Here is an 18,948-nt window from a genome sequence, read left to right on the forward strand (position 1 = left end):
GCCTCCTGAATCTAAGATTATTTAACTCCGGAATAAACGAACGCTTGAATGATCTGCCGCTGCGCGAAGAAGAAGACAATGAGAATCGGTACGACCAGAATCAAATTGCCGGCCATGAGGATATGCCAAGCGGTGCCGCCATCCACCTCACGAATTCTGGAAATGCCGATAGGCAGTGTGCGCGCCGCTTCGGTTGTCGTCATGACCAGCGGCCAGAAGTAATCATTCCAATGCGCGATGAAGCTGAATAGAGCGAAGGTAATGAGTGTGGGACGAGCCATGGGCAGCATGATTTTATAGATGATTTTCCACTCGGTGGCATCGTCGAGTCTTGCCGCTTCGAGCAACTCCTCCTGAACTTGCTTGAACGCTTGCCGAAGCAGGAAGATGCCGAAGGCGCTTGAGGAGAACGGCAGGATTAAGGCCAGCAAAGAATTCAGCAGCCCCCATTTGCTAAGCAGCAGGTACACGGGCAGAAAAATCAGCTGGCTGGGGATCATGAGGGTGATCATAGTAATGCCGAACAGTGCCTGATCTCCTTTGAACCGGTATCTGGCAAAAGCGTAGGCGGCAAAAATAATCGTGGAAAATTGCATGATGAGAATGCCGATCGAAACAAGAACACTATTGATAAAATAGTGCAGGAACGGCCCCGATCCCCATGCCTTCGCAGAGTTATCCCAGCGGATCTCTCTGGGAATCCACTTGGGCGGGAAGATGACCGTCTCCGGGAACGATTTGAGCGATGTCGATACCATCCACACAAAAGGAAGGGCAAATATCACGATCAGGATGATCAGCCCTAGCGCATTGACGGTGCGCACGAACGGTTTAGTGATGGGCATACAGCCTGCCTCCTATCTGTAGTGAACCTTCCGGCTCAGTAGTTTGAAATATAGCAGCGTCAGCAGCCCCACCACGATAAGCAGCACGACACCTGCGGCAGAGGCATACCCGATTTTGAAAAAACGAAAACCGTATTCAAATATGTAGAACACTAGGGTATTCGTAGAATTGACGGGTCCGCCTCGCGTCATGATGGCAATCGTTTCAAACACTTGAAACGAGCCGATCAGGTTGATGATGATCAGAAAGAAGAGCGTCGGTGAAAGCATCGGTACCGTAATCTTGTAAAAGGTTCTCCACCTGTTCGATTCATCCAAATCGGCAGCTTCGTACACGTCCTTCGGAATGCTCTGCAGACCTGCGATAAACACAAGCGCGTTAAAGCCGATTCCCTTCCAGACGGCCACGATGACCAGCGAGAGCAGCGAGCTCTTGGGATTGCTCAGCCATTCCAGCTTCTGCAGGCCGAACAATTGAAGGATCCAATTCAGCAGCCCATACTGCGGGTCCATCAGCCACATCCACACGAGCGAAACGGATACCAACGAAATGATGTGCGGGCTGAAAATAGCACCCTGAACAAATCCGTATATCCAACCTTTTTTGTTGAGCCACAAGGCCAGAAGAAGGGAGAGCGCAGTGGTCAAAGAAACCGTCAGCAGCGTGTAGTTCAAGCTGTTCCACAGCACCTGCCGGAATTCTTTGCTGGCGAACAAGTCGTTAAAGTTCCCAAAGCCGACGAATTCCTTCTCCGGACTGATGAAATCCCAGCTGTGTAAGCTAAGATAGATCATGTAGAAGATCGGATAAATATAGAAGACAGTGAAGATAAGAATGGAAGGCGATACCATCATGTAAGGTCGAATCCGCTGCAGCCAGGGCATTAATGTGCTCCTCCCGCCACAAGAGTCATCGTCTCGGCAGGTGCTTGCTGAATGATTCGATTGCCGGATTGGTCAAAGGAATACAAATCGGCAAATGGAATCGATACATGAACATCGGCAGCGTGCTCAATCGGCTTGAGAAAGGTTTTGACGTAAAAGGCACCAGCCTTGGACTCCATCTGGTAAATGACCTCGGCGCCTAAGGTTTCGCGTGTCACGATCCGTGCAGGGAGGTGTAGATGCCCCTGTTTACGCTCCGGCGTGATGATCGCTTTCTCCGGCCTGAAGCCGATGTGGCTCCGGTCATTGCCTGTGCCGTGTGATCCGCCTTCCAGGATGGAACCCGGCAACATATTCATCGGCGGCGTGCCGATGAACTGTGCAGTGAACCGGTTCGCCGGTTCATTGTAGATCTGCATCGGGCGATCCGCCTGCTGCACGCGGCCCTTATCCATGATGATGATCTGGTCGCCCATCGACATCGCTTCGACCTGATCGTGCGTCACGTACACGAAGGTCGCGCCGAGCCGCTTATGAAGCTGGATCAGCTCAGTCCGCATCTGATTGCGGAGCTTGGCGTCCAGATTGGACAGTGGTTCGTCCATGAGGAAGACGTCGGGGCTTTTGACCATGGCCCTTGCCAGAGCGACGCGCTGCCTTTGTCCGCCCGATAGGGCATGCGGCTTTTTGCCCAGATAGTCGGCAAGCCCGACAATTTCCGTAATGTCCCGAATCAGACGCTCTCGCTCCGCCCTGGGCACCTTCCGGTTGATTAGCCCGAATTCAATATTCTCTTTGACGGTCATCATCGGGTACAGGGCGTAATTTTGAAATACCATGGCTACATTGCGTTTTCCAGGCTCAACCTGGTTGACGCAGCGGTCCCCGATCCAGATGTCTCCGCTGGTCTGTTTCTCAAGTCCGGCGATCATTCGAAGTGTTGTAGACTTGCCGCAGCCGGAGGGACCGACTAGCACGGAGAACGATCCATCCGGGATGGTTATGTTCAAGTGCTGAACGACATGCTCCTGGCCGAAGCTTTTTCCAACTTGCTCTAGTCTGATCTCAGCCAATGTTCATTCACCCCATCTTTGCTGTGGTTTCGTCAAGTCTGACCGTCAGGCTCCAGTCTGCTGCTTCTCCCCGAGCTTCCGGAAAAGGTGTGAATCCGCGCATCTTCGTGTGGAATCGGCTAATCTGCTCATGAAGCTCTTCATCGTTCAGTTCAACAAGGCTGATGCTGACTTGTCCGTTTTGGAGCTCGACGACACGGAAAGCGGGGATATCCAGGCAGGCGGCCGTTTGAATAAAATGCCATCCGTTTTGTAGGGCAATCGAATTGGCATGGTTGTGCCCGCAGAAGTAGAAGCCGGGACCTTTCTTAGCTTTCAAGACAGCCATCATATCAATATCCGGATGGATCGATAATTTATCGAGTGTAGAGCGGGAGGTCGTGGCATGGACCGGATGATGGGCAAAGACGAAGGCAGGCTTATCTCCTGAAGCCTCCAGCTGAGCCCTAAGCCATTCAAGCTGCTCGGTATCCATGGTTCCGCCCCAGCACTCTTTGTTCATTTCTTTGGTAGAGTCGAGGAAAATGACAATCGCTTCATCTGTTTCAAGGAGCTGTAGCGGCTTTGTCCTGTAATGCTTAAGATTTCGGTCTTGGGTATGGAATAGGTATCATGATTGCCGAGCACGTGGATAAACTCACGCTCACTGCGGTTCATATGGTCAAAAACATACCGGAATTCCTCCGGGTATCCTTCATGGGTAAGATCACCCAGGGATATGTGAAGGTCCCCATCCATGGCAAGAAATTGATTGAGCAGAGCTGTAAACACCTTGTCGCGAGCCTGGACCATGTCATCGGTACCATTGTTCATTCTGGAATAATGAAAATCTCCCATTACCACGAAACGCATGATTCATTACCTCCTGTTAATTGGGCTTGTTTACTTTGTACAGCAAGTATCTGGGATGCGATGCTCCTTAGGGGGAGTGACAACCCGAATGTGGGCATAAAAAAACCAGCGTCAGCAAAATCCTCTCTGCCATATGCAGGAAGACAGACTATACTGACCACTGGGTTTTCTCAATTGGTCTCCACCCGGAGGTTCATCGGTATTCACTTGTATCTGTGTTCTATTTATAGGATAACGGGCTTTTATTATCGCAATATTATGATGATGTTAGGAAGATGTGAAGAAAAGACTAACGTTGTATGAAGAGGAGAGGGGACGGAATTTCAGAAAAAATAATTATAGTAAATGGAACTTATTTACAAAGGAACATGCGTTCTGTATAGTGGTAAGGTGATAGGTAGATCGCATCTGCAGGGAAGAGCGGATGGACTTGGAGAAGACGCAGCTGCAGTTGTACACAAAAGGCTCGGAAGCTGCTTGGGCATGAAGGGAGAACACCAAAAGAATGGTATACATTGCACTGGTTCGAGGAATTAATGTAGGAGGCAATAATAAGGTGAAGATGGCTGAACTCAAGGCCATGTTTGAGCGTATAGGACTGTCCCGCGTGCAAACCTATATTCAAAGCGGCAATGTACTTTTTGAGTCAGATGAAAAGGAAGGTCCGCTGTGTGAGCGTATTGAGCTTGCTTTCAAGACGACCTTCGGGTTCGAGGTCTCGATGATCCTTCGTACGGCAGCGGAGCTGGAGAGCCTTATTGCGCATTGTCCGTTCACCAAAGAGGAGATCTCGGCTGCGGAAGCAGCCTCCGATGCGGAGAGCCTCTACGTCACCCTGCTTCAGCAGACCCCTGCGGAGGAGGCTGTTCAGCGGCTGGAGTCTTATCGGACGGAAGGCGAGACCTATCAAGTAATAGACAGGGATATCTACTTCCTGTTCCATCACAGTGTGAGGAACTCTAAGCTGGCTGGGAACATGCATAAGCTAGGCGTACCGGCGACCACGCGAAACTGGAAGACCATCAGCAAGCTTGCAGGAATGGCCCGCGCTATGGCGGAGCCTAAAGATGAATGAAGGGTTCAGTAGTTTTTGGAGAAGCGCAGCGGGCGTCTTTGACAGCGTTGTTATCACCTTAGAAGGTCCTCGGGGAAAATCTGCTGAAGCTCGGAGTGAACCTTGCTTTATCAACTAAAGAAACATCAGTCCGGCTAAGCGGACTGATGTTCCTGCGGTGCTTGCATTTAGCAAGTGAATGCTTCGATAAACCGAGTATCCACGCCGAAATATCTCCAAGCGAAGCCTGACCAGCGGAAGCCGGCTACGGAATTAGGACCGATGTAGATCGGGAAGAACCAGAACGACGTGCCGTTGCGCATCCAGACATAAGTGAATCTAAACAAGCAGCCCACCATGGAGCCAGGTGACACAGCTGTTGGAGAAACTGTTGCGGACAAAGGTTTTTGCGGCGTGTACGCAGGCGGTGGCGTCGTAGGAGCTTGTGCGCCGGCTGGAGCACCAGGAACAGCAGGGGAACCGCCGCCTGGGAAGCCTGGGTTTGGTCCAGGAATCCAGGTGTGCCAGGGAAACCTGGCGTACCTGGAGCTCCGCTGCCAGGGAACCCGCCTGGAGTACCAGGGAACCCACCAGGACCGCCCGGGAATCCGGCGCCGCCTTGCGGACCTCCAGGGAATCCCGGGATGTTAAAAGGATTGCCGCTGTAGGAGCGGGGCGGGAACAGGAACGGAGCGATCAGCGTCGCACGCTGCTGATGCTTGGCGATGACCTCTTCCTGCTTGCGGGCGGCTTCCTCCCACTTCTTCAAGGTCTCTTCTTCGTTAGAGGCGTTGCGGAACTGGCTTCCTTCCAAATTTAATTGAAATACATCCGATTCTAATTGAGTGATTTCTCCCTCAAGTGCTTTTACTTGGTCATAGACTTCTATGGGCAGCATCAGCGGTTTTTGCTCAGGGTGTTCCGGGAACAGGCCTTGGGTTTCGTCCACTGACTCAGGCACGGTTTCAACTTCCGGCAGCAATTCTTCCGTTTGGGAATCTGTATGTGATTTCGAGCTCAACGTAGTTTCCTCCTTGTGATTCTTAATCTAACATAAGGTATGCAGCAGATAGACGAATGTCACAGGGGGTACTAGCCCAATTGCCAATTGCGCCGTTCCCTTACGAGGGCATTCGATATCAGCTGCGAGGAGGGCGGCCTTTTACAAGAAATTTAACTAGCTTGCTGGATTCATGACATACTGTTGTCAGTCATGCGGGCTATAATAGGAATATAAGTTCGATTGCGAACACAGAAGGGAATGATAGTGACTAATGAGTCAAAAGCAGAACAAAATGGGGCTCGTGGTAGCGGGATTGCTGCTGGCCATTCTGATGGCGTCCATGGACAACACGATTGTTGCGACAGCTATGGGAACGATTATCGGAGAGTTGGGCGGATTGGATAAATTCGTATGGGTCACCTCCGCGTACATGGTAGCCGAAATGGCTGGTATGCCGATCTTCGGTAAGCTGTCGGATATGTATGGACGCAAGCGCTTCTTTGTATTCGGTATTCTGGTCTTTATGTTGGGGTCCGTTCTTTGCGGAACAGCGCATTCCATCGTTGAGCTTAGTATTTACAGGGCTATTCAAGGAATTGGTGGCGGAGCCTTAGTGCCGGTGGCCTTCACCATCATGTTCGACGCAGTTCCTCCGGAGAATCGCGGAAAGCTTGGCGGGCTGTTCGGCGCGGTATTCGGTATGTCGAGTATATTTGGGCCGCTTCTTGGCGCCTATATTACCGACTATATCCACTGGAAATGGATTTTTTACATCAATCTCCCGTTAGGCTGTATCGCGTTCCTGATGATCGCTTTATCCTATAAGGAATCACACGAACACTCCAAGCAGCGTATTGACTGGGCGGGGGCAGCGACACTTGTAGGCGGAATCGTATGCTTGATGTTCGGTATGGAGCTAGGCGGCAAGCAGTATGCTTGGGATTCCCCGCAAATTATCGGGCTGTTGGCGGGATTTGCGGTGCTGGCCGTGCTGTTCATCATTATTGAGAAGAAAGCCGCCGAGCCGATCATCTCGTTCCAAATGTTTCAGAACCGCTTGTACGCATCTAGCAATGCGATCGGTATGCTTAGCGGCGCTGCGTTTATTACGGCCTCAGTGTATATTCCGATCTTTATTCAGGGTGTTCTAGGCGGAAGCGCAACGAACTCGGGGCTTGTCCTGTTGCCGATGATGCTCGGTTCAGTTGTTACCGCTACAGGCGGCGGATTTATGCTGAATAAATTTTCGTACAGGGCAATAATGATTCCGACATTAGCCGTTCTTGCGGTCGGGCTGCTGCTTCTGACGACGATTACGACGGAAACCTCCCGATTGGTGGTAACCGTGTATATGATCTTGATAGGCCTTGGAATCGGAGCTTCCTTCTCGGTACTGAGCAATGCGGCGATTCATTCCTTCTCGGCTAGACAGCGGGGAGCGGCGAGCTCCACATTGAACTTCCTCCGTTCTTTGGGTATGACGCTTGGCATTACCATCTTCGGTATTATTCAAAGTCACTCCTTGACCCGTAAACTGACGGATGCTTTTGCAGGAGGCGGGCAGGCGGGGATGCCTCAGGGGCTGAACGTAAGCGACCCGCATGCACTGCTGGATCCGGCAACCCGAAGCCAAATTCCTGCGGAGGTGCTGCGTCTCATCACAGGTGGACTGTCGTCCTCCATTGCACTTACCTTTGCTTGGGGGTTATCCCGGCCGTGCTGGCACTGGCAGCAGCGTTCCTGATGGGCCGGGAGAAGTTCGATCCGGCTGCCGAAACGGAAGGCTACGCAGCATCACATTAAGGAAGCTGCCAAAATAGAAGGCTGCGCAGTGTCACGCTAATGAAAAAATAAGCCCTTGCAGACTGGCGTATCAGCCGGGTGCAAGGGCTTTAATTTACTTTTGAGCGCTGCAGTTGATATCATCGACACCCCTGACGGCGAAATCGATTATCCCTGTGAAGCGGCAGCATAAGCTTCAGCCGCCATGCACAGATAATACGAGAGTCCGGTCTGCTGGTCCTCCAGCATCCGCTGGTGAAAGTCGTCGCCGAGAAAGAATCGTGTCTGCACGGCAAAATCCGCCGGGCTCGACGCGTGGCCATGGCTGCTTAGGAACGACAGATGTTCCCCGATCAACAAGCGTACTTCTTCACTGTCATGCTTGCTGCCTTCAAGAAGATGCTTCTTCATTGAATTCATAAATCGAACGGCTTCGGCAGCCTGCTCGTTCATCTCGGCTGTATCGATCGTAACGTTTTCCAATAGATCGTAATCGTAAGTCTCCTTTACATACTGCCGCTGCTCCGCCAACGCGTCGTTCCATTCTTCCTCCGTATCGAAGCCCTTAAACATAGATGAATGTTCCATAGTTTCCTCCTTGATCTCACAGGCAATTGACTCTTCCAGTGTCAGAATGAACCGTTCCAGCCGCTGCTTTCGGCTTTCCAACAGCTTTTTCTGACTGCTCAGAATAGTTAATCGGTCAGGCTCCACTTCTAACAGTACCTTGACCTGCTCTAATGGGAACTCCAGCTCCCTATAGAATAAAATTTGTTGAAGTCTTTCAAGCTCTGCAGCTCCGTACAGCCTATATCCTGCATCACTGATCTCGCGTGGGATTAGGAGGCCGATTTTGTGATAATGATGCAGTGTTTTGATGGTTACGTGAGACAAGGCGGATAGCTGTTTAACGGTGTACAGCATGCGGATCCACTCCTTTCTATACTGAGTGTAAAGGCTCCTCTAAGGGGAGGGTCAAGAGGCGAGTTTAACCAAATAGGCCATCTACGACTTTTCTCGCAGAACCATTCTAGCAGGAATGGGTCGCCTAGCGTCGAAATAAGTCAAAAAAATGGAAAGAGGTGTGAAATCCGATGTCCGCTAATCAGGTGATACTCATTAATCAGAACTTTGAAGTGAGCGGGGAAGTGATTGTATTCGAAGATGAGTTAATGCGTGTACAGGTGACAGGAGAGCATCCGGTGAAACGAGCGGAGTATGTTCTGGCCATATACAAGGGTAAGCAGATTGAAAGCAAAGTCATCAGCGTCAAAGCGGATGAGATTAGCCTGCTAATTCCTCAGCTGCCGCAGGATTATTTTAGCGATCGCCGAAATTTCCCAAGGATTACGGTTGATTTTCCCGCCCTTCTTATCCAAACGGTCAAACAAAGTCATGGAGCAGAAGAAAACATTTTACCCATTCGTCTGCACGATTTAAGTCATAGAGGATTTAGCTTCACGATTGATCATGATCTTGATTTTATACCTGATACCGTAAGCCGCGTCATCGTACAGTCCGAGCAGCTGCCCATTTATTGTGATATTATAACGACCAATGAAATTGAACAATTCGGCCGTAAGCGGTACGGTGCAAGGATTCAGTTCATTCACTCCGATAATATCAGACTGCTCTATGGTTACATGTTTGCGAAGCAGGTATAAAGCGAAATTCAACATGGTAATCCAAAGTCTTCGCCAGAACAATAGAAGAGCCCAAAGAACCAGTCCTCAGTTAAAAAAGGGCTGGTTTTCTCGTTCTGTTAATATTGGTGTAAAATGGTAATTGGTACAACTGAAAGAGGAGGGTGAGCTCTATGCGGCTTCCGTACCGAATCGGCAGCATATTGGCTATGGGCTGGTTAATCTGGATGTTCTATGGCTATCAGCATTATGATGCTGTTTCGGAAGAATATGAGCTGTTTATGATTATTTTTCTAACTGCTGCGGGCTTATTTATTTTCCCTGCTTATTTTCTCGTCGTTTATATTTGCTATGCGGTGTTTAAAAGATGACGATCAGCATCATGAATATCGAGTAAACTGTGATGAACGCAGCGATTTGCAGCAAGCCAAGACGCTACTTCAATAAAATGAACATTACGATGAATGATCAGGCCTCGCCTGTAAAACTGTCATCTTTCCGCAAAATTCCTTTATACACCTCAATCGCAGCTGCTCTTGAGGCTTTCACATCCACAATCGCTTGCTTCATCGGCAGATGAATCTCTTTGTTGCTCAGCGCTGCCAGTTGAGGCAGCCATCTGCGAATATACTGTCCTGACGGATCATGAGTGGCCGACTGCGTGACCGGATTCATGATGCGAAAGTAGGGGGCGGCATCGAAGCCTAGCGAAGCGCACCATAACCAACCGCCCCGGTTCAGCGTGTTGTCGTAATCGCTGAGCTTGTAGCGGAAATACTGCTCGCCGAGTGTAAACGGACACAGTAGATTCTTGGTCAAGAACATAGCCGTGACCATGCGCAGCCTGTTCGGCATATGTCCGGTCTCATTCAATTCCGTCATCGCTGCGTCAATAATCGGAATCCCAGTCTCTCCCTTGCGCCAGCTCTCAAAATGTCGATCATCTAGGGACGACAGATCGTATTTCTTTTCGTATTTGAAAAAGTCACCATCATACACCGATTGATAGATATAAAAATCCCGCCAAGCCAGCTGTCTGAGCCAGGCAGCGGACTGCTCATGCTCAAGAAGCTTCTCATACACATGGCGAATCGAGATGGCGCCTGTATTGATAGCTGCGCTGAGTGAGCTGGTACCGTCATAGGCATAGTGGTCCCTGCGCTCCGCATAGAAAGGCAGGTGGTCCTCGAGAAAGTCCCGCAGCCTCTCATTTGGATCATCAGGAGCCGTGAAAGTACCCAACTCGAAAGGCAAACGAAACGAATTCAAAACGTCTGCTCCGCCTTCGAAATCCATTAGACTGACAGTTTGCAGGTCCTTTAGGGAGAGCGGAGAAGAGGGGCGGTAGAACATCTGCAGATAGGCCGTCCATTTGCGGAAGAACGGAGTGTACACCTTGTATGGCTCGTTCTTTTGAGCAAATCTTTGAAAATCTGCAAGATCGGTCAAGGTATGATCGATAAGAGATGTCCATTTCACACCGTGGGCTTGGGCGACTTCCCGCAGCTTGCGGTCGCGCACGACGGCATAAGGCGTAAAGTCCTGATGAACAACGACCTCGTCAAAACGGGCTAGTCCCAACGCAAGGTCCATCACCTCCGTAGGCTCCCCGTAGACGATGTGAAGGATTTTGCCGGCCTCGGCGTATACAGTCTGCAGTCTTCTGACATAGCTCAAGAAGCAAACTCCGCTGTGCTCCGCATGCCGGTTGTTGCGCAGAAGATATGGATCCAGAATGAGCAGATGAACGGAAGGGTGCCCCCTGCGAACAGATAGTCGAATGCAGTCAGGTCCTCGATCCGTAAGTCTTTTCGATGTATGAACAATTTCATATGCCATGCCTCCAGAAAAAAGAATAAAAGCCCTGCGGGCTGCTCGAATTAGGAGCGAAGCTATGCCGGGGCTTTATTCGTTAGCAATCATTTAATTAATTGGATTCAGCAGTCAGCTGGTTGTAAATATCGTCCCAGAGTACACGGCGCGCAGATACATAACGCTTAGCATAATAGGACTCACTTAATTTGTTTTTCACTACACCGTCGTTGGTTGCGGCATGTACAAACTCACCGTCGCCAAGATAGATGCCTACGTGAGAAACACCGTCGCCTCCTGTGTTGAAAAAGACAAGATCGCCTTTGCGAAGGTCTTTTTGTCAACCCAGTAGCCTTCTTCGTCTTGTGCTTTAGAGCTATGAGGAAGGTCAATGCCGAATTGCGCGAACACGTAAGCGGTAAATCCGGAGCAATCAAAACCCTTTGTTGTCGTACCCGCGTACTTGTACGGAGTTCCGAGCAATCCGTCAACCGTTTCATCCATTGTGGATTGTGCTGCGAAAGCGCTTCCCTACACTCAAACTCAAACATAGAACAAGACTGAAAACGAGAGCAACAACCTTTTTCAACTGCTTGTCTCCTTCCGGTGCCTACGAGGTTAGCTGGAGGGTTCGGTTGAAGGTTCCCTATGATCCCTGTCTAGCAAGATCAATTCACCCGGAGTGGTTCCCCCGTTTCCCAAAATTAATCGGGAATTCGGCATGATTTGTTGGTTTTTTTTATCCTAATCCGAAGGATTCGTCATAAACATAAGAAATTCCTCCTTCCTATGCGCTATTCTATAAAAATATGTGTGAAACTTCTCAAAATAGACAAAAAAATAGCCCCTTTTTCAAGGGACCCGGCATTTTCGATGAATTTAGGCTGTTTTTGTACAGCATATGTGCCATTCTACTATCGATTAAGAGTTGTTTTTGGCTGACCAGAGATGATATTGAGAGGTTAATGCCCACATTTGAAGAAACATGTTGAACAAGGGGAATAGCTGATAAATCATCAGGGCAAGCAGTCCTGCCCAGATATAAGTTGCAGTGACGGTAACACCTGCCAATAGTCCCGAGCCGATGACAAGCAGCAGGGCGATAGTCACAATCGGCAGCAGATGGCGAAGGAAGGCGCCGATTGTGGCGATGATGCCGCTGCGCAGTGCCAGGGCAAACTGAACATGCATAAAGAGCAGGTGCAGAATAAAGCCGTAGGCGAGCAGTCCCCCTAGCCATGGCAGCATGGATAAGGCGGCACTCTCATAGGAGGTGCTGTGGGCATAGATGGATTGAACCTCCGGAATGAGCCAGATCAGAGGCAGCATGGTAAGTGCAACCCGGGCCGCATAACAGAGAAAGAACGATAAGGATAACTCTCTGATTCCTTTGAAAAATCGATAGCCCGCATTTTGTTCCGTATGTGTGATCGAATAATAAATGCCGGCATTGAGCATTGGTGTCAACAGCATGCGCACCCCGAGGAGGATGACGAGAGTCCAGAGATAGGAATAGCTTACGTCGGTTTTGAACAGCTGGAACTGCCCCTCGGCCAAGAACAGCTGCATCGCGAGCTTGGGCTGGCTGCTGCCGGGAAACCGGTGCATGAGCGGAACGAGAACAGATTGAACCATTTTGTAGAGAGCCATGCCCCAGCCCAACTGGTACAAGAACAGGACAATCACGGCGAAAGGCTGCTGCACGGCGGCCCGAAAGCCGGATTTCATATACGATGTCACGCGGCGTCCCCCTTTCTACCAAGCGACCCAGCCGAAGACCGTCTGCAGGAATTGAATGATGCCCAAATTCCAGCGGATTTTCCAAGTGGGGTCAACCTCAGTTAGCATAAAGTTATTGATATGTTTATTTTCCAGAACGAGCGAATAATTCGGATCAATCCTTACCCAGTCAATCGGTGAGGCGCCTGCAAGCTTATACTCGATGCTGCTTTCCGCTCCGCTCCAGGTTTTATCCAAAGTGCTGCCATCCTTAAAATGGAACTGAATCGGCACTTCCGGCGAATTGCCGCCGCGCTTCGAGATCAGCACCGTGCTTTCATAGCCAGAATTGCCATCTGCAAGTGAAGCGGGTGCAACATGAATCCGTTCGACAGAATAATCGGCCATCATACTGCCGTACACGTACTGGTTGAAGAATTCGTCCCACTTCGTCTTCGTAACGTCTTCGACGACGGCTTGGAAATCCCGTGTAGTCGGATGTTTGAACTCCCAACGTTGAAAATAAGTTGACATAATCTTATCCATCGTTTTCGTGCCGACCTGTTTCTCAATTGCTCTTAGTACAAGCTTGGCGCGCATGTAGACATTGTCCGCATATTCTTGATGGCCTCGGTATTCCCATGCATTCAGCTGCAGCGCGTTAGGCGAAGTAATGTAGCTGGCTTCTACAGGAAGGTTAGACGACACGCCATACTCGCTTTCCATCAGCTTATCTTCGGCATAGGACGTGAAGCCTTCGTCGAGCCAAGCCTCCTCGAATTCATTAGATGCCACCAGTCCGTAGAAGAATTGGTGCCCGATTTCGTGAACGACGACCCTCTCGAGTTCGAGGTCCGGCTTGCTGTCTTTGGCGCCCCATGCGGTGACGAGCGTTGGATATTCCATGCCGCCTGCTCCGTTGCCGTCTTCCGGAGGAACGACGATGGACAGCGTACTGTAAGGATAAGCGCCGTACCACTGACTGTAACGGGCGAGTGCTTTCTTAGCTGCATACATATAGCGGTCCTTCAAGTCCTGCTGCTTCGGATCGAGATACAGCTTGATCTTCACACCGGGCACTTGCGCCGCCGAGAAGGGCTCTTCGACATAAACGAAGTGTGGGGAAGCGGACCAAGCGAAATCATGTACGTCATCGGCGTAGAATTGGTACGTTTTCGTGTTGTTCTCCGTTACAGGAGTTTTGACAGGGAAGCCGGTTGCAGCCACGGTATAAGTGGAGGGTACTTTAATGACGACATCATAGATGCCAAAATCGGAATAAAATTCAGAATTCCCATGATATTGATGTAAATTCCAACCCTCGGTCTGCCGGCCCCTCGTTCCTGCCGGCTCATAGACAGCTACCTTGGGGAACCACTGGCCTGCCATCACGAAGTCGCCGCCGTCTGCATAACCCATACGTGCGAAAACTTCAGGAAGCTTGACCAGAAAATCCGTGGTTAAAGTAACCTGTTCACCGGGACCTACGGCTTTGGGGAGAGGCACCTTCAGCAAAGTCTGATCGTCTTTATTGCCGTCATCGGGCTGCACGAACTCCATGCGTTTGCTGAGGTCGGTGCCGTCCAAAGTCTGCAGAGATAACAGCTGCATGCTGCCTAAGCTGTCTGTCGTTGCTTCATCCTGCCGCAGCTTGCCGCCGGACTCCTTCATAAAGGTAGAATTCTTGGAGGCGAATGCATTCGGATACAAGTGCAAATACAGCTCTTGTACAGGTGCGGAGCCCGGATTTTCCCACGTAAACGTTTGCTGCCCTTTCAGCTGCTTGGTGTCCGGCATATACTCCACGTTAATGTGGTACTCCGCTACACGATAGCTGAGCGGTTTGGGCGCAGGCTTCTCCAGTGGTTTGGCAGACTCAAGCTGTCTGGTGTCCGGCGCAGGAGGGGCTGTAGGCTCCTCGAGTGCGGCCGGCAGGGCGGGCTTTAGTGCGGATGGCAGAAGAGATTCAGACAGCAGAACGGCGCCTGCTGCAAACAGCATGACGAACATCCACTGTACCTTGCGGTTTTTGAATACGTTACTCATGATATTCACCCCGTTGACAAGCATCTACAGCATGTATATGTAAGGGGGACGAGGATTATTTCTTTGAACGTGAATTTGTTGGACAAAATCGGTGGGAGCCTGGCAGCGCTGAAGAATTGACTGCCGCATCTTTACGGCATCTAGAACGAACGATGCACAGACACGTAAGGGCAGGCCCTTGCACCGGTGTATCCGGTACACCTTGTTCTTGCCTGTGACTTTGGCTACAATAAAGCAAGAGTTATGATGAAGAGAAAGGCGGGAGCTGTTCCTATGGAAAATGAAAAGAAAAAGCTTGCTTTGAATATAGTAAATTCAAAAACGAATCATAAGGGGTTCGGCGCAGGAGCCATCGATCTGAGCAATGTATCGAGTATCATTATCGATGGCGATGAGGCTTATTTGGATATGGGGGCCCTTCATGCCAAGAGTAAGGTAGAGAAGGGGATTAAATTCTCTATGGATAAAGCCGAAGTGCCAAACGGACGCACCTGCTGGATTGTCTGGGTAGCGGTGGATCGGACAGAAACGGGGGCATTTTATGCGGGGTTAACCGCTTGTGAAATGCTCGTGGACACGGAAGCGAGACGCGGATGGAAGATTCTTGCCGACCATGTGAACAAGATGGATTACGCGATGAAACGCCGTGTAATCGTGGACGGTCTTAACGAAACGGAGAAAAAAGCGCTTCGTGACGCACTCATCGCACATAACGAAGAATGGTGGAACCGCTCGGACGATACCCTCAAGGATGCGCTTTCATAAGGTGGAAAATAAATATGTACATTATGTGTCATCCATTGTGACCATAAGATGAACCGAGTATACTAATCAATAGTGTATGTTGCACCATATACTAGGACAGCAAAAAAAGGCAGACTAAGACGCGCTTAGTTCTGCCTTTTTGTGTTTCCCATTTATTCGTTCCACCAGCGTTTGAGATCATTCCACCAAGAGCTGTTCTTTTCTTCTACGCCTGGCTGAGGGCTGCTGCTCGGTGTTTCTTTTGCAGGCTTACCTGTGCAATAAGTGGTTGGTTCCGTACCGGACAGAAACGCCTCCATGACGGAATCCGGGCAATCTTCATTCGCCAACTTGCCCGATGCCGGATTAATATACGCAGTTGTTACGCCTTCGGGGATCGGGAACAGTTTAGGTGGGATTGCCTGAAGCGATTGTTCCGTAAACTCGGCAAAAATCGGGGAGGCTAGATGGGATTCCACGATGCTGATATCCCGATCCTTGTCATAACCCACCCATACGGCGGTCGTCAGCTCCGGCGTGAAGCCGACCATCCAGGCGTCGGTATCCGTCGTGCCTGTTTTCCCGGCAATCGGACGTTTGATCGTACTAGCCACCCGATTTCCCGTGCCGCCTTCTTCAAATACACTTTCCATGAGATTCGTTAAAACATAACTTACAGCAGGATCGATCACTTTTTCAGACTGCGGCTTCGCTTCATATAAAATGGTTCCGTTCGCATCTTCAATACGTTCGATGGCGGTTGTCTTAAAGTGCACGCCTTGGTTGGCAATTGTGCCGAAGGCGGATGCCATTTCAAGCGGGCTGACCGGGAACGACCCAAGCGCCAAAGAAGGCAGAGGCTTCATCGGACTATCGATGCCAAGCTTGCGGGCAAGGTCGATGACTTTGCTTGGGCCGACATCAAGGATCGTGTGCACGGCATAGATGTTATCCGATTTGGAAATCGCCTGCCGCATATCGATATTGGCGTTGACATATTGATCGTTAAAGTTCCGTGGCGTGTACGTCTGTCTGCCCTCGTCATAGGTAAAGACAGTCGGTTCGCTCTTCACCTGAGTAACTGGTGTATATCCGTTCTGCAGAGCCACTGTATACACAATCGGTTTAAAAGAGGACCCCGGCTGCCGTGTATTCGAGAGCACCCGGTTGAATTGATTTTCCGCGTAATCGCGTCCTCCCACCATCGCTTTAATCGCACCTGTTCTAGGATCGATGGCCACCAGGGCTGCCTGGATGTCCGGATATTTTTCCAGCTGCTTCTTCACGACGTCCTCCGCAATCTTCTGCGAATTCATATCGAGTGTGGTGTAGATTTTAATACCGCCTTCATCAAACTGCTCCTCGCTGATTCCCAATTGCTCTGTAGCGATCGAACGCACATAATCCCGGAAATATGGCGCTACGGCAGGCTTTTTCTCCGTTAGAGGTTGAATGGTCAACTTCTCTTTAGCCGCCTGGTCCGCTGCTTCTTGTGTAATGAAGCCGCTGTTCACCATCGTTTGGAGCACAACCTTTTGCCGGTCCATCGCATTTTGCAGATCATAATAAGGTGAATAGTAACGGGGGCCTTTGGGCACACCGGCAATCATGGCGCTTTCCGCGAGAGTCAGCTCACTAGCGTGCTTGCCAAAGAACAGCTCGGATGCCGTTTCAATGCCATAGGTGGAATGCCCGTAATAAATTTGATTCAAATAGTTATCAAGGATCTGGTCCTTGGATAGCTTCATCTCCATCTCTACAGCATAGACGGTTTCCTTCAGCTTACGGGACCAAGTTCGGTCATGATTCAGATACAAATTCCTGGCTAATTGCTGGGTAATGGTACCTGCGCCCTGAATTTTGGCCATATGCTGAATGTTCACGATCGCAGCCCGGGCTACAGCTTTGAGATCCACGCCAAAATGGCTGTAAAAGTGCTGATCCTCCACAGCTAAAGTAGCCTTAATTAGATAAGGTGAAATGTCCTTGAGCGACACCACCTGCCGATTTTGTCCCGAGTAGAACGTATCGATCAGCTCTCCATGCGCGTCGTACATCTGCGAGGTTTGGAGCATTTTCGTTGCCGGAAGCGTCTGTGCGCGCAAATACAGCAGTCCTCCGGCTGCTAGAACTAACATAAGAATAAAGGCGGAAAACATAAAGGCGAACATCTTCTTGATACGGCGCATCCATCGGACGGAAGGCAAATCTTCTTTATCTTTGGGCGGAGCGGGTACGCCTGCTGACGACGGACGTTTCTGTTCAGTCATTCCTTACACCCCTTTCGTTCATGCCAAGCTTCTATTAGCAGTATGGAAAAGCTTGCCTCCTCGTATTCAAACAAATGTAAATAATTTTTTAACTATCTTGAAAAACCGCAGGAAATCATTGCAATTTAGGGGTAATGAACTATAATACAATGGGAACACTGATAAAGGATCTTATTCATCACCAATATAGAAGAGAAAGAAGGCATGAACATGGAGCTCTGGTACACAGAGAAACAAACCGACAGCTTCGGTATTACCGCCAAAATTAAAGAAACATACGTGAGAGAGCAAACGGATTTTCAAGATCTCGCGATGATCGAAACTGAAGAATGGGGAACCATGCTCGTCCTGGACGGAATGGTTATGACAACGGTAAAGGATGAATTCGTCTACCACGAAATGGTGGCTCATCCTGCGCTCGTTACACATCCGAACCCGGAGCAGGTGCTTGTTGTCGGCGGCGGCGACGGCGGCGTGATCCGTGAGATTATGAAGCATCCGAAAGTGAAAAAAGCCGTGCTCGTTGATATCGACGGCAAGGTGATCGAGTATTCCAAGAAATATCTGCCTACGATTGCTGGAGAGTTGGACAACCCTCGCGTAGAAGTCATCGTCAACGACGGTTACATGCACATTCACGATCACAAGAATACATACGACGTCATTATGGTTGATTCCACTGAGCCTGTAGGACCTGCGGTCGAGCTGTTCAGCAAAGGTTTCTATCAGGGCATCTACGACGCGCTGAAGGAAGACGGCATTTTCGTTGCGCAAACGGACAACCCTTGGTTTAAAGCGGACCTGATTCAAACCGTCAACCGCGATGTCAAAGAAATCTTCCCAATCGTTCGCGTGTACGGGGCTAACATCCCGACATACCCAAGCGGACTTTGGACCTTCACGATGGGCAGCAAAAAGCATGATCCGCTGCAAGTCGAAGAGTCCAGCATTCCGGAGTTCCCGACCAAATACTACACACCTCGTCTGCACAAAGCGGCTTTCGTACTGCCTAAATTTGTAGAAGATCTGGTGAAGTAATAACAGAAAAGACCGTCAGCTCATTTTGAACTGTGCTCCATCATGATAGACACGATCTAACATGAGAAGTGCAGTTCATCTTCCTGCAGGAAGGAGCTGGCGGTCTTTCGTTCATTTACAAGCGAAAAGGGTAAGTCCCATACGCATACGGTTGCTTCGCTTCGCCACTGACAGGCGTGTTT

Annotated in this window: 16 protein-coding genes, 2 pseudogenes and 1 riboswitch; of the genes and pseudogenes, 6 read left to right on the forward strand and 12 right to left on the reverse strand. The window is 50.0% G+C overall.

Going from position 1 to position 18,948, the window contains the following annotated elements:
* Positions 1-17: 17 nt before the first annotated feature.
* Genes L0M14_RS29765 through L0M14_RS29785 form a run of 5 tightly spaced genes read right to left on the reverse strand, consistent with a single transcriptional unit; the run spans position 18 to position 3,655 of the window.
* A complete protein-coding gene (locus L0M14_RS29765) occupies positions 18-845 on the reverse strand; it encodes a carbohydrate ABC transporter permease (protein WP_235119997.1) in 828 nt (275 codons plus the stop codon).
* Between the two features lie 12 nt (positions 846-857).
* Positions 858-1,730, reverse strand: a complete 873-nt coding sequence (locus tag L0M14_RS29770; protein WP_235119999.1) for a carbohydrate ABC transporter permease — start codon at positions 1,728-1,730, stop codon at positions 858-860.
* A complete protein-coding gene (locus L0M14_RS29775; protein WP_235120000.1) occupies positions 1,730-2,803 on the reverse strand; it encodes an ABC transporter ATP-binding protein in 1,074 nt (357 codons plus the stop codon). The genes L0M14_RS29770 and L0M14_RS29775 overlap by 1 nt, the downstream gene beginning before the upstream one ends.
* A 7-nt stretch (positions 2,804-2,810) precedes the next feature.
* Positions 2,811-3,278 carry a metallophosphoesterase family protein gene (locus L0M14_RS29780; protein ID WP_235120001.1) on the reverse strand — a complete coding sequence of 156 codons (468 nt, stop codon included), beginning with the start codon at positions 3,276-3,278 and terminating at the stop codon, positions 2,811-2,813.
* Positions 3,279-3,301: 23 nt separating this feature from the next.
* Positions 3,302-3,655 carry a metallophosphoesterase family protein gene (locus L0M14_RS29785; protein WP_235120002.1) on the reverse strand — a complete coding sequence of 118 codons (354 nt, stop codon included), beginning with the start codon at positions 3,653-3,655 and terminating at the stop codon, positions 3,302-3,304.
* A gap of 505 nt (positions 3,656-4,160) precedes the next feature.
* On the opposite strand from L0M14_RS29785, the gene L0M14_RS29790 reads away from it, so the two are divergent.
* Positions 4,161-4,730, forward strand: coding sequence for a DUF1697 domain-containing protein (locus tag L0M14_RS29790; protein WP_235120004.1), 570 nt, complete (start codon positions 4,161-4,163; stop codon positions 4,728-4,730).
* Between the two features lie 244 nt (positions 4,731-4,974).
* On the opposite strand, the gene L0M14_RS29795 is transcribed toward L0M14_RS29790, so the two are convergent.
* A complete protein-coding gene (locus tag L0M14_RS29795) occupies positions 4,975-5,730 on the reverse strand; it encodes a hypothetical protein (RefSeq protein ID WP_235120007.1) in 756 nt (251 codons plus the stop codon).
* A 253-nt stretch (positions 5,731-5,983) separates the two neighbouring features.
* On the opposite strand from L0M14_RS29795, the pseudogene L0M14_RS29800 reads away from it, so the two are divergent.
* Positions 5,984-7,515: pseudogene (locus L0M14_RS29800) on the forward strand (MDR family MFS transporter).
* 147 nt (positions 7,516-7,662) lie between these two features.
* On the opposite strand, the gene L0M14_RS29805 reads toward L0M14_RS29800, so the two are convergent.
* The gene (locus L0M14_RS29805; protein ID WP_235120009.1) at positions 7,663-8,418 is read right to left on the reverse strand and encodes a MerR family transcriptional regulator; all 756 of its coding nucleotides are present in this window, start codon (positions 8,416-8,418) and stop codon (positions 7,663-7,665) included.
* A 170-nt stretch (positions 8,419-8,588) separates the two neighbouring features.
* Here L0M14_RS29805 and L0M14_RS29810 point away from each other — a divergent pair, with 170 nt between their 5' ends.
* Together L0M14_RS29810 and L0M14_RS29815 are read left to right on the forward strand one after the other, a co-directional pair.
* Entirely contained in the window at positions 8,589-9,158 is a 570-nt protein-coding gene (locus tag L0M14_RS29810) for a PilZ domain-containing protein (RefSeq protein ID WP_235120010.1), read from the forward strand.
* 152 nt (positions 9,159-9,310) lie between these two features.
* Positions 9,311-9,508, forward strand: a complete 198-nt coding sequence (locus L0M14_RS29815; RefSeq protein ID WP_235120011.1) for a hypothetical protein — start codon at positions 9,311-9,313, stop codon at positions 9,506-9,508.
* A gap of 97 nt (positions 9,509-9,605) precedes the next feature.
* Here the strand turns inward: L0M14_RS29815 and L0M14_RS29820 are convergent, their stop codons facing one another.
* The 4 genes and pseudogenes from L0M14_RS29820 to L0M14_RS29835 form a co-directional block, all read right to left on the reverse strand.
* The gene (locus L0M14_RS29820) at positions 9,606-10,976 is read right to left on the reverse strand and encodes a cryptochrome/photolyase family protein (protein WP_311198803.1); all 1,371 of its coding nucleotides are present in this window, start codon (positions 10,974-10,976) and stop codon (positions 9,606-9,608) included.
* Positions 10,977-11,064: 88 nt separating this feature from the next.
* Positions 11,065-11,453 (reverse strand): annotated as a pseudogene (locus tag L0M14_RS32150) (C40 family peptidase).
* 88 nt (positions 11,454-11,541) lie between these two features.
* Positions 11,542-11,681, reverse strand: a riboswitch (cyclic di-AMP (ydaO/yuaA leader).
* A gap of 189 nt (positions 11,682-11,870) precedes the next feature.
* Positions 11,871-12,689, reverse strand: coding sequence for a hypothetical protein (locus L0M14_RS29830; RefSeq protein WP_235120012.1), 819 nt, complete (start codon positions 12,687-12,689; stop codon positions 11,871-11,873).
* Positions 12,690-12,704: 15 nt separating this feature from the next.
* A complete protein-coding gene (locus L0M14_RS29835) occupies positions 12,705-14,714 on the reverse strand; it encodes a M1 family metallopeptidase (RefSeq protein ID WP_235120014.1) in 2,010 nt (669 codons plus the stop codon).
* Between the two features lie 273 nt (positions 14,715-14,987).
* Between L0M14_RS29835 and L0M14_RS29840 the strand changes: the two genes are divergently transcribed.
* On the forward strand, positions 14,988-15,479 hold the full coding sequence (locus L0M14_RS29840; RefSeq protein ID WP_235120016.1) for a YwhD family protein: 492 nt from the start codon (positions 14,988-14,990) through the stop codon (positions 15,477-15,479).
* Between the two features lie 152 nt (positions 15,480-15,631).
* On the opposite strand, the gene L0M14_RS29845 is transcribed toward L0M14_RS29840, so the two are convergent.
* Positions 15,632-17,728 (reverse strand): transglycosylase domain-containing protein, encoded by a 2,097-nt coding sequence (locus L0M14_RS29845; RefSeq protein WP_405030810.1) that lies wholly within the window; start codon positions 17,726-17,728, stop codon positions 15,632-15,634.
* 210 nt (positions 17,729-17,938) lie between these two features.
* Between L0M14_RS29845 and speE the strand changes: the two genes are divergently transcribed.
* Positions 17,939-18,766 (forward strand): polyamine aminopropyltransferase, encoded by an 828-nt coding sequence (gene speE, locus L0M14_RS29850; protein WP_235123074.1) that lies wholly within the window; start codon positions 17,939-17,941, stop codon positions 18,764-18,766.
* The last annotated feature ends 182 nt before the right edge of the window (positions 18,767-18,948 follow it).

Origin of the sequence: Paenibacillus hexagrammi (assembly GCF_021513275.1) — a bacterium.
Taxonomy (GTDB): domain Bacteria; phylum Bacillota; class Bacilli; order Paenibacillales; family NBRC-103111; genus Paenibacillus_E; species Paenibacillus_E hexagrammi.